The organism is Proteiniborus sp. DW1, assembly GCF_900095305.1.
In the GTDB taxonomy this organism is placed as follows: domain Bacteria; phylum Bacillota; class Clostridia; order Tissierellales; family Proteiniboraceae; genus Proteiniborus.
Genome location: NZ_FMDO01000054.1, coordinates 18,183 through 30,621, shown reverse-complemented (window position 1 = coordinate 30,621; position 12,439 = coordinate 18,183). Strand labels below are relative to the sequence as shown.

Genomic DNA, 12,439 nt, shown 5'->3' with positions numbered 1-12,439 from the left:
TATAGATTACTTGGAGGATATGAATATGGATACAAGAGTGGCGGTAATAGGAATAATAGTTGAAAAAAAGGAATCAGTTGAAAAGCTTAATTCACTTCTGCATGAATATGGTGAATACATAGTTGGAAGAATGGGTATTCCTTATCGTGAAAAAAAAATTAATATTATAAGTATTGCTATTGATGCTCCACAGGATATAATAAGTGCTTTGGCTGGTAAAATAGGAAGATTAAATGGAATTAGTGCCAAAACTGCTTACTCAAATATTACAACAGAAGTAGGGATAAAGTCATGAAAGATTTAATTGATAAGCTTTACTATGAGCATAACTTATCTCGTGATGAACTACTATTATTAATTGAAAATCGTAATAAAGGGTTATCAGACTATTTATTTGAAAAGGCAAGACAAGTACGAATTCAATATTATGGACATGATGTCTATATGCGTGGACTAATTGAATTTACTAACTATTGCAAAAATGACTGCTATTATTGTGGGATTAGAAGAAGTAACAGTAATGCTGATAGATACCGTCTTGATAAAAAGCAAATACTAAATTGCTGTGATACTGGATATGATCTAGGCTTTCGTACCTTTGTGCTTCAAGGTGGCGAGGATAATTATTATAAGGATGAGATCATTGCTGATATTGTAAGCACGATTAAAGCAAAGTATCCTGATTGTGCTGTTACTCTTTCCATAGGTGAAAAAAGCTATGAAAGTTATAAGATGTTTTTTGACTCAGGAGCTGACAGATATCTGCTTCGTCATGAAACAGCAAATTACATACACTATTCAAAGCTTCATCCTAGTAATCTTTCACTTGAAAGCAGGAAGCAGTGTCTTTATAATCTTAAGGAAATAGGTTATCAAGTGGGATGTGGCTTTATGGTAGGTTCTCCTTATCAAGCTACAGATTGTATTGTTGAAGACTTGCTTTTTATTAAAAATCTAACTCCACATATGATAGGAATAGGGCCTTTTATACCTCACAAAGACACACCTTTTGCAGATAAAACTGCTGGGACATTAGAACTTACATTGTTTCTCATAGGCATTATACGCCTTATGCTACCTAATGCCCTTATTCCTGCAACTACTGCTTTAGGAACTATCCATCCTAAGGGAAGAGAGCTTGGAATTTTGTCTGGTGCAAATGTTGTAATGCCAAATCTTTCACCTACTGAAGTCAGGGAGAAGTACTTGCTCTACGATAATAAAATATGTACTGGGGACGAAGCTGCAGAGTGTAGGATATGTTTGCAAAATCGTATAGAGAGTATTGGATATAAATTAGTTGTCTCAAGAGGCGACTGTGTACCTATATAAAATTAATCTACTAATGGGGAAGTTAATCTTTCTTTTATAAGAAGACAATCTGACCCAAAAGAAAGGATGATATCATGTATAATCCAAAGTCATTAAGAGCAGAAGAATTTATAAGTCATGAAGAGGTATCAGAAACACTTGAGTATGCCCAGAGAAACAAAAATAACATGGAGCTTATCGATAGTATTATCGGAAAGGCAAAGCTTCGTAGAGGACTTAATCACAGAGAAGCATCTGTATTGCTAGCGTGCGAGATACCTGAGAAAATCAGTGAAATTTATGCCCTTGCTGAACAAATTAAAAGAGACATTTATGGAAATCGTATTGTACTATTTGCACCTTTGTACCTATCAAACTATTGTATAAACGGGTGCGTTTATTGCCCGTACCATCTAAAGAATAAACACATTGCTAGAAAAAAATTAACTCAAGAAGATATCATTCGTGAAGTTGTAGCACTTATGGATATGGGACACAAACGACTTGCCATTGAAGCTGGAGAGCATCCATCAATAAATCCTATAGAATATATCCTAGAATCTATAGACACCATTTACAGTATTAAGCATAAAAATGGAGCCATTCGTCGTGTCAATGTTAACATAGCAGCTACAACTGTTGAGAACTACAGAAAGCTAAAGGAAGCTGGGATAGGTACCTATATCTTGTTTCAGGAAACCTATCATAAGGAGAGCTATGAGAAGCTTCATCCAACAGGGCCTAAGCATGATTATGCTTATCACACTGAAGCTATGGACAGAGCTATGGAAGGTGGAATAGACGATGTAGGTCTTGGAGTTCTATTTGGTCTCGAACTATATAAGTACGAATTTGCTGCACTTCTTATGCATGCTGAACATCTTGAGGCAGTATATGGAGTAGGGCCGCATACTATAAGTGTTCCAAGAATTAAGCCTGCAGATGATATTGATCCAAGTGCTTTTGATAATAGCATCAGTGATGAAATATTTGCAAAGATATGTGCATGTATTCGTATATCTGTTCCTTATACTGGGATGATTATTTCTACAAGGGAAAGTCAAGCTGTAAGAGAAAAGGTTATTAGACTTGGTGTTTCGCAAATAAGTGGAGCGTCTAAAACCAGTGTAGGTGGATATTGTGAACCTGAACCTGAAAATGAAAAATCTGAGCAATTTGAAATAAGTGACAGAAGAACACTTGATGAAGTAGTGAGATGGCTTATGGAAAAAGGATATATTCCTAGTTTTTGTACTGCGTGTTATCGTGAAGGAAGAACAGGAGATAGGTTTATGAGCCTTAGTAAAAGTGGACAGATTCAAAACTGCTGCCATCCTAATGCACTCATGACTTTAAAAGAATATATAGAAGATTATGCTTCGTCTGAAACCAAGTTAATAGGTGAGAAAGTTATCCAGAAGGAAATAGAAAATATACCTAATGATAAGGTAAAGAGGATAGTTCATGAGAATCTAATAAATATTAAAAATGGTCAAAGAGACTTTAGATTATAGGTGATTAATATGGGACTTAATAACACTCCATCGGCAAATAGAATACACATTAGTTTTTTTGGAAAGCGTAACGCAGGAAAATCGAGCGTATTAAATGCAGTGACAGATCAAGAGATATCAGTAGTATCAGATATAAAAGGTACAACCACAGATCCTGTGTATAAATCAATGGAATTACTTCCATTGGGACCTGTTATGATAATCGATACTCCTGGTTTTGATGATGAAGGAAAGTTGGGATTACTTCGTATTAAAAAAGCAAAGCAAGTGCTTAATAAGACGGATATTGCAGTACTTGTGATTGATGCGACTATTGGCAAAACAGAAGTTGACTATGAACTTATAAAACTATTTGAAGAAAAAAACATTAGATATATGATAGCATATAACAAAAGTGAACTTGTTGAGATACCTTCTAATATAGGGGAAAATGAAGTATACATCAGTGCAAAAGAAAATATTGGAATAAAAGCATTGAAGGAGAAAATCGCAGCTCTTTCAATAACTGAGGCAACAAATAAGAGAATTGTTGGAGATTTGATCCAACCCTTGGATTTAGTTGTCCTTGTTACGCCTATTGATGGGGCAGCACCAAAGGGAAGATTGATATTACCACAACAGCAAACAATACGTGATATTCTTGAAACTGGTGCAATTTCAATAGTTGTTAGAGAACATGAACTACCCGAAGTTCTTAGAAAAATAGATAAAAAACCAGATTTAGTTATTACTGATAGCCAGGTATTTAAAAAAGTTTCCGCTGACACACCTGATGATATACCCCTAACGTCTTTTTCTATTTTAATGGCAAGATATAAAGGCTTACTTGAAACTGCTGTAAAGGGAATTGCTACAATTGAAAGACTAAATGATGGAGATATAGTTTTAATCTCTGAAGGATGTACGCATCACAGGCAGTGTGAGGATATTGGAACCGTTAAAATACCAAGCTGGATAAATAATTACACAAAAAAGCAGATTGATTTCGAATTTACATCTGGCATAGAGTTCCCTGAAAATTTATCTAGATACAAGCTCATAATACACTGTGGTAGTTGTATGCTAAATGAGCGCGAAGTTAAATACCGTATGAAATGTGCTTTAGATCAAAATATCCCTATAACCAATTATGGAATAACCATTGCCTATATGAATGGAATTCTAAAAAGAAGTCTTGAAATTTTCCCAAACATTCTCGCAGAAATTGAAAATAACATTTCTACCTTATAAAACGAATAGAAAAGCTTCGTTGATTTTTAATGTATTGATAGAAGCTTTTCTTTTTATTTTATGGAACCTTCTTTTGATATTATCGTCAAACTATTGTAAAGAACATAAGAAGAAAGGAGAATTCATATGAAAAGACCAGTAAAAATAGTTAGAGCACTATCTCTAGCTCTAGTAATCTCATCAGGTATTACGCCAATATATGCCACTTCAATAGTTGAAGAGCCAATAGCTATGGAGGAAAGTTCCTTGCTATCTGAATATAAGACTATATCAGCAATTGACTCATGGGAAGAGAAGATAAATTATATAACCTTTGAAGGTTCAATTAAGGAAATTAAGGCACAGGAAGGGTATTTATTTGTCTCACTAACAGATGGAAATACAGATGAAATTATTGGAGTATTTAGTTTATCAGAAGAAACTATGATTGTAGACCAAGGAACAGGAGAGACCATTAAAAGTTCAGAATTAAAAGAAGGTCAAAAGCTTACAGGCTACTATAGGAAAGACATGCCGATGATAATGATATATCCTCCTAGAATTAATCCAGAGTTAGTTATTATAAAAGATGAAGAAGAAAGGGCCTTTATAAAGCACTCTAATTTCAATGAGGAATTAGTAAGTGTAGACAATTTTCTAAAGCTTAATATATCAGAAGATACTATTATAACAGATCAGAAGGGAGAAGAGTGTAAGGAAGAGGAGTTACATAACCAGGATTTAGTAGTTTTCTATACAATCACTACTAAAAGTATTCCTGCACAGACTAACCCAAGTAAGATAATAGTACTTAAAAAAGAATTTGCCGAGGATATAGTAACTACAGACGAGGCTGATGAAGTCACAGATGAAAGTAGCTTAATAGATGAGATTGCTGAGATAATTAAATCTGATAGCTATAAAAAAGATGAGGTTGTAATGGTACCTTTAAGAAAAATAGCTGAACATTTAGGGTATGAAGTTGAATGGAATAATGAAAATAGAAGCGTGATTTTAAGAAAAGGTAATGTTTCATTTATACTGACTATAGGCAAGGAAGAGTATGGATATAACAAGAGCCTTGGTAGACTTGAACAAGCACCAGAATTAACCAGTGGGAAAACTTATGTTACTCAGTCTTTTATAGATGTATTAAGTAAGTAATTAAATTAGTGTAACCTCTTAGACTCTTTCTCCATTAGTGGGATAGACTAAGAGGTTTTATATTTGGTATTTAAGATTATATAGTAGGATTATTGTGAGTGTGATAATATAATTATAATAAAAAATGAAGTATTATTATATGTTTATGGTTACTAATATATTGTGTGATTTCAATAATAGCTATAGAAAAGCATAAAAACATATAGGTAAATTCATAATCACATAGTAATGTATAGGTATTAATAGGCATAGTAATATGCAATAAGGGGGAGGTTTTATGAAATTTCTAATAGGATTTTTGAAAGGGATGGCATTAAGTGTAGGAGCTATTGCACCAGGTGTAAGTGGAGGTACTCTTGCAGTGATATTTGGCATATATGAGAGAATTACAGATGCAATTGCTCATGTTTTTAAGAGTTTTAAAGAGAATGTAGTATTTTTTTTTCCTATAGCACTAGGTGGGGGATTTGGGATATTAGTATTTAGTAGACTTATAAATTATTTGTTCAAAAATTATAATATTGAGGTTAAATATCTCTTTATAGGACTTATAATAGGGACATTCCCAACTTTATTTAAGCAGGCTAATAAAAAAGGCTTTAAATATTCATATCTTATACCATTTATAATAACCTTAGGAATTGCTGTTGTATTTTCTGTTTTAGAAGGGAAAGTAATGAATATAATTCCTAATAGTGGTGATGGAATACTTCATCTAATTATATATGGTTCTATTATAGGCTTTGGAACCATAATACCTGGTGTAAGTGCTTCATTTATATTGATGTATATAGGTGCATATGAGTTGGTACTTGATAGTATAGCAAGTATTAATATACAAATTCTCTTTCCTTTAGGTATTGGTTTTGTACTTAGCATTGTTTTATTTGCTAGGCTAATTAGCTGGCTATTTAAAAGAGCCTTTGGATATACAAATTATGCAGTATTAGGCTTTGTCATAGGTTCAATTATTCCTATATTTCCTGGATTCCAGTTGGATTCTAGATATTTAATAGGTTTAGGTTTGTTTATAGTTGGGCTTTATGTATCTTTGTATCTAAGTAAGTATGAAAAAGCAGAAAAGTAAACATCATAGGGGTTACTTCTTACTTATTAGATAAGACTTCTAAATGTATGTGTTTTTACTTTGACTGCTACATAAATTAAAGTTATAAAGTTATATAGTATATTTGCATATCTATACTTATATTTTTAGAATAAAACATTAGAGGTGACTTATGAAAATTAAAATATTTAATGGGTTTCAACTTAAGATGATTATGACCATATTAATGCTATTGGATCATATAGGGCAATTTATACCTGATACTCCTATTTGGTTTCGCTACTTAGGTAGAATCGTTGCACCAATTTTCTTTTTTATGCTTGTTGAAGGATTTATACATACAAGTAATAGATGGAATTATATGAAAAGGCTATTTACTTGGGGATTTATTATGTTTGGTGGTTCGTGGCTCTTAGAGCTAATACTTCCATATGAAAAGAGCATTCCTAATAATATATTTTTTTCACTGGGTACTTGCTTTGCTCTTTTATATATGATTGATCTTATAAAAAATGCTGAGGATAGAAAAGTTAAAAGTAAGCTAACTATTTATGCCATAGGAATTGGATTTTTAGCCTTATTTACAGAGGCTTCTTTTTTGGGCATAGGAATGGCTCTTATATTCTATTTTTTCAGGGACAATAAGTTACTTCTTTCTATATCATATATAGCATTATCCAGCATATTTATCCTTGGAGATTTTTCTTATGAAAATCTATTTTTAATAAATTATCAGTGGATGATGGTATTTTCTCTTCCTTTTATACTATTATATAATGGTGAAAAGGGAAGAAGCTTAAAATATTTCTTTTATGGTTTTTATCCATCACATATTTGGATACTATATATAGTAGGTTATTTTCTAAGAAAATGAGAATAATAGTTAGAATATCTTGTGTCTAGCAAAACTATAAAGGATGAATGATTATGAAAAAAAACAAAATTTACATATACATAGCTTTTTCACTGATTTTAATTTTATTATTAGGATGTTCTAGGTTAGATGAAGGGAAAAACTCAGTAGAAGATGGGTTGCCTAATTCTGAAAGTATTTATGATAAAGAAGAAGGGAATACTCCAGCTGATGAGATTGATCCAATAAAGGAGCAAATTGAGGAAATGTCTATTGAGGAAAAGATTGGCCAAATGATATTAGTTGGACTTGAAGGCTATAATTTAGATGAGAACTCAAGAAAAATGATTGAGGAGCATCTTGTTGGAGGAGTTATCATATTTGGCAAGAATGTAGAAAACTCTGAACAGCTTTTGGCTCTGATTAACTCCATAAAGGAAACTAACTCTAAAAATAGAATACCTATCTTTATTTCAGTAGATGAGGAAGGTGGGAGAGTTAGTAGAATGCCAAAGGAAATTAGAAAACTCCCTACGAGCGAGGAAATAGGCCAATTAAATGATAAAGAGCTTTCCTATAGTATTGGAGCTACATTAGGAGAAGAACTTAAAATGTTTGGATTTAATATGAATTTTGCTCCTGTTTTAGATATAAATAGCAATCCTAAAAATCCAGTAATAGGAGATAGAGCATTTGGCTCAGATTTGGAAACTGTAAGTGATTTGGGAATACAGACCATGAAAGGCATACAATCTAAAGGCGTTATTTCAGTTGTAAAGCACTTTCCGGGTCATGGAGATACGTCCGTAGATTCTCACATAGGACTACCTACTATAGACCACGATTTAGAAAGACTTAAAGATTTTGAACTGGTTCCATTTAAGAAGGCAATAGAAAATGATGCAGACGCAGTTATGGTTGCCCATATTCTATTGAATAAAATAGACCCTGATTACCCTTCATCCTTATCGAAAGTCATTATTACTGATTTATTAAGGAAGGACTTAGGGTTTGAAGGAGTAGTTGTATCAGACGATATGACAATGGGAGCCATAGTAGAAAATTATGAAGTTGGAGATGCAGCCATAAAAGCAATAGATGCTGGATGTGATATTGTTTTAGTAGCACATGGCTTTGAAAATAGTCTAGTAGTAATAAACTCCATAAAAGAAGCACTGATAAATGAAACCATATCAGAGGAAAGATTAAATGAAAGTGTATATAGAATATTAAAACTTAAGGAAAAGTACAACTTAACTGATGATAAAATAGATGCAATTAATATTGAAGAAATTAATAATAAAATCCATAAGATAATGGAAAAAAGCTAGTCAATACTAAAGACTAGCCTTTTTACTTACATTTGCCCTTTTTTCCTTAGATATACTATAGAGTGCTTTAGCTATTGTAGTTAATATAAGGTAAAGTGGTACTCCAATAAAAGCTCCTAATATTCCAAAAAGATTTACACTGGCAATGACTATAAGCATTACTAATAAAGGATGGATATTGAGCTTGCTTTTCATGATATTAGGCGTTATAAGGTTCCCTTCTATTTGTTGGACTAAAACTGCTACGATTATTATTTTTAATAGCATAGTCCAATGTATAGTTAGCCCTATAAATAGTGCTGGTAGTATTCCTAAGAAAGGACCTATAAAAGGAATAACTGAGGTCACCATAGCAAATAGTCCCATTAACAAAGCATTTGGTAACCCTATTATCAGGTATCCAATAAACATAAGAGAGCCAATAATAAGAGTTACTATAATTTGACCAGAAATATAAATAGAAAGTATTTCATCTAAATCAGATAAAGTAGATACAATATGTTTTTTGTATGGTTTTGGCAAAAATGATGAGAATTTTTTTGAAAAAATTCTATCATCTTTTAATAAGTAAAATAACACAAATGGAACAAGAATAATTTGAGTTCCTATGTCACCGATTTGAGAGAATACTCCTGATATATTAGTGCTTATTTTTGAAAGTAGTCCTTGAACTCCACTTATTAGCTTATTAGTTATGTCAATATCGTCAGGTAATATACTTATTTTATCGTTTAAGAATTTTTTTAGATCAAAATTTTTATCAATACTTGCTAAAAGAGAATTTTCAAATTGTTCTTTAAGTACTGAGCCGCCATTAACAATTAAAACAGTCAATAAAAAAAGAAAGGTCAAAATCACTGCTAGAACTAGAAAACCCTTATTTATTTTTATTTTTTCTAATCTTCTAATTATAGGTCTCAATACATAGTATAGAAAAACCGCTATAATAATTGGTGTTACAAATATTTTTAAAGCATGAAATAGTGGTGAAAAGAATCTGCTTAATTTAGAAAAAAGAAGTATTATTACTAATGTTAAGCTAATATTGACTAAGGGATAAAAATATTTTTTACTATCCATTTTATTTTTTCTACTCCTTATTTTATTCTAATTTTCTTTATTAGTATTTATTATAAAGGGAAAAAGTTAGGTTGTAAAACTATCTTTTGAATTTTAAAATAATTTTTAAAACACTATTTTCTTATAGAAATTACATCAATTATACAGTATAATAGTATTTAATTAAATATATATAATTTAGGAGTGTGATTTGATTTGGATCCTGAGGCCATGTGGAAGACTATTCTTCTAGTTATTTGCTTAATGCTGTCTGCAGTTTTTTCTGCTTCAGAAACAGCATTAATGACTTTAAGTAAAATCAGAATTAGAAAAATGGTTGAAGACAATGTTAAAGGAGCTATTACTATTGAAAAGTTAGTTAAGAATCCTAACAAGCTATTAAGCGCTATATTGATTGGGAACAATGTAGTTAATATAGGAGCATCAGCTTTAGCTACATCCATAGCTATTGATGTCTATGGAAACAAGGGAGTAGGTATTGCAACGGGAGTGATGACACTACTAGTGCTCATATTTGCAGAAATTACTCCGAAATCAATGGCAGCTCAAAATTCTGAAAAATTCTCATTAAGGTTAGCTAAATTTGTTTATGCTATAACAATAATACTTAATCCAATAGTAGTATTTTTAACTCGTTTAACAAATCTTATAATAAGATTATTAGGTGGGAAAGTAGAAGGGAATCAACCTTTCATTACAGAAGAAGAATTAAGAACCATAGTTAGTGTGGGGCATGAAGAGGGGCTTTTAGAAGGCGAAGAAAGAGATATGATTTATAATGTGTTTGAGTTTAAGGACTCTCAAGTTAGAGATGTCATGACCACTAGAACAGACATGGTTGCAGTAGAAGTTGATTCATCCTATTGGGATGTTTTAAATATATTTAAACAGGAGCAATTTTCTAGGATTCCGGTATATGAAAATACGACAGATAACATGATTGGGATCTTGTATGTTAAAGATTTACTATTTTTAGAAGATAGTAAAGACGAATTTGACCTTAGAAAATACATGAGAGAACCTTATTTTACTTATGAGTTTAAGCCAACCACAGAACTATTTGAAGAAATGAGAACAAATAGAGTTCATATGGCAATTGTATTAGATGAATATGGTGGAACTGAAGGACTTGTTACTATAGAAGATTTAATTGAAGAAATTGTTGGCGATATAGAAGATGAATACGATAAGCAAATTGATGAAATCCAAGTAATAAAAGAAGACGAATACCTAGTCTATGGTAGTATTAGAATAGAAGAAGTAAATGAAATGATAGGGACAAGTATAGAATCAGAAGATTTTGATTCTATAGGGGGATTTGTAATGGGAGTCCTCGGAAGACTACCAGAGGCTGGAGAAGCTGTAGAATACGAAAATGTAAAGTTTATTGCGGAAACCGTAAACAAAAATAGAATAGAAAAATTGAGAATACTAACATAACAAATAGATCTATAAACTCTAGAAAGGATATTCTTTCTAGAGTTTTTTATGACCTAACCTGATTAGTTTTAATTTCATATAATTGGGTATAAAATGAGAGATTAATATAACAGGCTTAGAACTAGAATATAATTAATTATTTAGATACAGACTATATATAGTACTTCAATGCTCTATGGTTTTAACCTATATTTTTGCAAAACAAAAAAATTGGGAGGTATGTTATGGGGCGCAAAATTACTGATAAGGTAACATGGATAGGGAAAATTGACTGGGAGCTTAGAACTTTTCACGGAGAGGAATTATCAACTCATAAAGGTTCATCCTATAATGCATACTTAATACGTGATAAAAAGAATGTTCTTATTGACACAGTTTGGCTTCCGTATGCTAAGGAATTTGTTGCAAACCTAAAAAAAGAAATTGACTTAAAAGAAATTGACTACATAGTAATTAACCACGGTGAGATAGACCATAGTGGTGCACTCTTAGAACTTATGAAGGAAATACCCGATACACCTATTTATTGTACTTCTAATGGAGTAAAATCTCTCAAAGGTCATTATCATCAGGATTGGAATTTTGTTGAGGTAAAAACAGGGGATGAGTTAGATTTAGGTGAAAGCAAGTTAATTTTTGTTGAGGCGAGAATGCTTCACTGGCCTGACAGTATGTTTACCTATATGACAGGAGAAAATATATTATTTAGTAATGATGCTTTTGGGCAACACTATGCAAGTGAGCACTTATTCAATGATTTAGCGGACCAAAATGAGCTATATAATGAAGCAATTAAATATTATGGGAATATATTAACTCCATTTAGTCCTTTAGTTAAGAAAAAGATAGAAGAGGTATTAAGCTTTAATCTACCTGTAAACATGATATGTACAAGTCATGGTATCATATGGAGGGATAACCCTACGCAGATAATAGAAAAATACATAGAGTGGGCTAATAATTATCAGGAAAACCAAATAACTTTGCTATATGACACTATGTGGGAAGGAACTAGAAGACTTGGAGAGGCCATTGCAGAAGGAATAAAATCAGTGGATGATAAGGTTACAGTGAAGTTGTATAACATATCAAGATCAGATAAGAATGATATATTAACAGAAGTGTTTAAGTCAAAGGCAATTCTAGTAGGTAGTCCAACTATCAACAAAGGAATATTACATGGTGCAGCAGGTATATTAGAGATGATAAAAGGCCTTTCATTTAAAAATAAAAAAGCTGCAGCCTTTGGATGCTATGGTTGGGGTGGAGAAAGTGTAAAAATAATAACGGAAGAGCTTAAAAAAGCTGGTTTTGAAGTAGTAAATGACGGAATAAGAGCTCAATGGAATCCTAATGAAGAGGCAAAAACAAAGGCTAGAGAATTTGGAAAAGAATTTGCTTCAATGCTTTAAAAGGGTGCCCGATGGGCACCTAAATTTTTTTGAATGTTTCTCTAGTCTTTTGTCATTCC

General features: G+C 32.0%; 11 protein-coding genes. 10 read left to right on the top strand and 1 reads right to left on the bottom strand.

Annotated elements, in window-relative coordinates:
• Positions 1-25: 25 nt before the first annotated feature.
• From DW1_RS13105 to nagZ, 8 genes are all read left to right on the top strand, one after another.
• On the top strand, positions 26-295 hold the full coding sequence (locus tag DW1_RS13105) for a TM1266 family iron-only hydrogenase system putative regulator (protein ID WP_074351160.1): 270 nt from the start codon (positions 26-28) through the stop codon (positions 293-295).
• Complete coding sequence (gene hydE / locus DW1_RS13100; protein WP_074351158.1) at positions 292-1,332, top strand: [FeFe] hydrogenase H-cluster radical SAM maturase HydE; 1,041 nt, start codon at positions 292-294, stop codon at positions 1,330-1,332. Before DW1_RS13105 ends, hydE begins: the two co-directional genes overlap by 4 nt.
• Before the next feature lie 74 nt (positions 1,333-1,406).
• Positions 1,407-2,825: a [FeFe] hydrogenase H-cluster radical SAM maturase HydG gene (hydG, locus tag DW1_RS13095; RefSeq protein WP_074351157.1), complete on the top strand. Its 1,419-nt coding sequence runs from the start codon at positions 1,407-1,409 to the stop codon at positions 2,823-2,825.
• 9 nt (positions 2,826-2,834) lie between these two features.
• Positions 2,835-4,055 (top strand): [FeFe] hydrogenase H-cluster maturation GTPase HydF, encoded by a 1,221-nt coding sequence (gene hydF, locus DW1_RS13090; protein ID WP_074351156.1) that lies wholly within the window; start codon positions 2,835-2,837, stop codon positions 4,053-4,055.
• 126 nt (positions 4,056-4,181) lie between these two features.
• Complete coding sequence (locus tag DW1_RS13085) at positions 4,182-5,198, top strand: copper amine oxidase N-terminal domain-containing protein (RefSeq protein WP_074351155.1); 1,017 nt, start codon at positions 4,182-4,184, stop codon at positions 5,196-5,198.
• A gap of 277 nt (positions 5,199-5,475) precedes the next feature.
• Positions 5,476-6,285, top strand: coding sequence for a DUF368 domain-containing protein (locus DW1_RS13080; RefSeq protein WP_074351154.1), 810 nt, complete (start codon positions 5,476-5,478; stop codon positions 6,283-6,285).
• A gap of 151 nt (positions 6,286-6,436) precedes the next feature.
• A complete protein-coding gene (locus DW1_RS13075; RefSeq protein WP_074351152.1) occupies positions 6,437-7,138 on the top strand; it encodes a TraX family protein in 702 nt (233 codons plus the stop codon).
• 53 nt (positions 7,139-7,191) lie between these two features.
• Positions 7,192-8,448 carry a beta-N-acetylhexosaminidase gene (gene nagZ, locus DW1_RS13070; RefSeq protein ID WP_074351150.1) on the top strand — a complete coding sequence of 419 codons (1,257 nt, stop codon included), beginning with the start codon at positions 7,192-7,194 and terminating at the stop codon, positions 8,446-8,448.
• 6 nt (positions 8,449-8,454) lie between these two features.
• On the opposite strand, the gene DW1_RS13065 is transcribed toward nagZ, so the two are convergent.
• Positions 8,455-9,528 carry an AI-2E family transporter gene (locus DW1_RS13065; RefSeq protein ID WP_074351148.1) on the bottom strand — a complete coding sequence of 358 codons (1,074 nt, stop codon included), beginning with the start codon at positions 9,526-9,528 and terminating at the stop codon, positions 8,455-8,457.
• 195 nt (positions 9,529-9,723) lie between these two features.
• Here DW1_RS13065 and DW1_RS13060 point away from each other — a divergent pair, with 195 nt between their 5' ends.
• Together DW1_RS13060 and DW1_RS13055 are read left to right on the top strand one after the other, a co-directional pair.
• Complete coding sequence (locus DW1_RS13060) at positions 9,724-10,968, top strand: HlyC/CorC family transporter (protein WP_074351146.1); 1,245 nt, start codon at positions 9,724-9,726, stop codon at positions 10,966-10,968.
• Positions 10,969-11,192: 224 nt separating this feature from the next.
• On the top strand, positions 11,193-12,380 hold the full coding sequence (locus DW1_RS13055; protein ID WP_074351145.1) for an anaerobic nitric oxide reductase flavorubredoxin: 1,188 nt from the start codon (positions 11,193-11,195) through the stop codon (positions 12,378-12,380).
• Positions 12,381-12,439 lie beyond the last annotated feature (59 nt).

Bases quoted from the DNA above. Each gene is read 5' to 3' on its own strand.
- hydF (WP_074351156.1), top strand. From the start codon at position 2,835: ATGGGACTTAATAACACTCCATCGGCAAATAGAATACACATTAGTTTT.
- DW1_RS13075 (WP_074351152.1), top strand. From the start codon at position 6,437: ATGAAAATTAAAATATTTAATGGGTTTCAACTTAAGATGATTATGACC.
- DW1_RS13065 (WP_074351148.1), bottom strand. From the start codon at position 9,528: ATGGATAGTAAAAAATATTTTTATCCCTTAGTCAATATTAGCTTAACA.
- nagZ (WP_074351150.1), top strand. From the start codon at position 7,192: ATGAAAAAAAACAAAATTTACATATACATAGCTTTTTCACTGATTTTA.
- DW1_RS13105 (WP_074351160.1), top strand. From the start codon at position 26: ATGGATACAAGAGTGGCGGTAATAGGAATAATAGTTGAAAAAAAGGAA.
- hydE (WP_074351158.1), top strand. From the start codon at position 292: ATGAAAGATTTAATTGATAAGCTTTACTATGAGCATAACTTATCTCGT.
- DW1_RS13080 (WP_074351154.1), top strand. From the start codon at position 5,476: ATGAAATTTCTAATAGGATTTTTGAAAGGGATGGCATTAAGTGTAGGA.
- hydG (WP_074351157.1), top strand. From the start codon at position 1,407: ATGTATAATCCAAAGTCATTAAGAGCAGAAGAATTTATAAGTCATGAA.
- DW1_RS13085 (WP_074351155.1), top strand. From the start codon at position 4,182: ATGAAAAGACCAGTAAAAATAGTTAGAGCACTATCTCTAGCTCTAGTA.
- DW1_RS13055 (WP_074351145.1), top strand. From the start codon at position 11,193: ATGGGGCGCAAAATTACTGATAAGGTAACATGGATAGGGAAAATTGAC.